Annotated in this window: 2 protein-coding genes; both read left to right on the plus strand. The window is 43.8% G+C overall.

All coding sequences use genetic code 11. The features are described from left to right. Positions 1–104 precede the first annotated feature (104 nt). The gene (locus tag ABIE61_RS18805; RefSeq protein ID WP_139253975.1) at positions 105–560 is read left to right on the plus strand and encodes a hypothetical protein; all 456 of its coding nucleotides are present in this window, start codon (positions 105–107) and stop codon (positions 558–560) included. Between the two features lie 94 nt (positions 561–654). Continuing rightward, a complete protein-coding gene (locus ABIE61_RS18810) occupies positions 655–1,155 on the plus strand; it encodes a hypothetical protein (protein WP_354412422.1) in 501 nt (166 codons plus the stop codon). The last annotated feature ends 162 nt before the right edge of the window (positions 1,156–1,317 follow it).

Raw genomic sequence — 1,317 nt, forward strand, 5'->3', positions numbered from 1 at the left:
ACGAGCGACAATATAACTGAGGAGCCGGATGCGGTAGTTCCGCACGTCCGGATCTGTGTGGGGGCGGTCTGGTAACAGGCCGTTCTACCACGACGGCATTAAGAATGATGGATCGCAGATACACAAAGAGAATGGATAGATACTGGGGCAAGATGAAAAAATATGCTGTTAACAGCATTGCCAATCTTGATCCGTCGGGCTGGTTCGATTACTGGCATTGCCACATCGATTGGCAGGGCAAAGGAGACAAAAAACCTGAAAACCGCGAAGCTTCAATTATGTTAGGTTATGAAATTCTTAATATGGTTGAAGACTTTAAATTGAATGTACGAGGCCCTATTCAAAGTTGGTGGTTTATTCACGAGAATTCATATGAGGACGCTGTATACTTACATAGTCCTAATGAAAATAAATCGCCATTTCCCTATGACTTTGAAGGAGTGGATTGGGGGAAGACTAATAATGATTTTCTAATTAAATTAGTTGATCAGAACCGGTTTAAAATAGGCACCATGATAAACGAATATGGTACTACCTATGTGGTGGCTTCAAATGCCTAACAGACACACGAAGCTCCCCCGCTTCGTGAGCTGGGACCTCAAAAGCTATGCTTTTCGGACCTTTGTGTGGCGCGTTATGTCTCAAGGAGAGATGGTGCGTAAGCTGCTAATATTTTTGTTTTGCTTACTGCCGACTGCTGCTTACGCAAACGTAGTCTGGCCAGCACTTTATCTAGAAACTAGGCTTTTTTCGTGGTGGGCAATTAGTATTGGACTATTGGTTGAGTTTTTGTTTGTAAAATGGATTTTTACTCTTCCAATAAAAAAAGCTTCAATTGCAACCATATCTGCAAATGCCGTTTCTGCTATTGCAGGTATAATTTTAATACCGTTAGCTGGTATAGCTTGGGAGCTGTTTCCTGGCTCTCTCATAAACAAGGCTTTTAGCTGGGGAACATTTAACCCAATTACATGGGGTGCCACATTCTTTCTCGGTTGCTTAGTTAATGGCCTACTTGAGGGGGCTGTCTATAGAAAGTGGTTTTTCCCAGACTTCAGGTTTAAGAGTAAAGCATTTCTCTGGTTGCTAGCGGCTAATTCCCTCAGTGTGGGCGCTGCATTTATTAGTCTTTGGCTAAAGCCGGTGCAGCTATGAAACATAACAATTTGCAGCACGCAAAGCGCCGCTGCGCGGCTCGGACTTCCTTACGCTGCGCTTCAGTCGAGTTATGGTGATTTCTGGTGTACGGGGAAATAGGAGGATGGCGTATCCTGTTGATTGATCACGACCAAGATCTCAATCAACAGAAGGTGATAC

This window comes from Marinobacterium sp. MBR-111, assembly GCF_040547585.1.
GTDB lineage: Bacteria > Pseudomonadota > Gammaproteobacteria > Pseudomonadales > Balneatricaceae > Marinobacterium > Marinobacterium iners.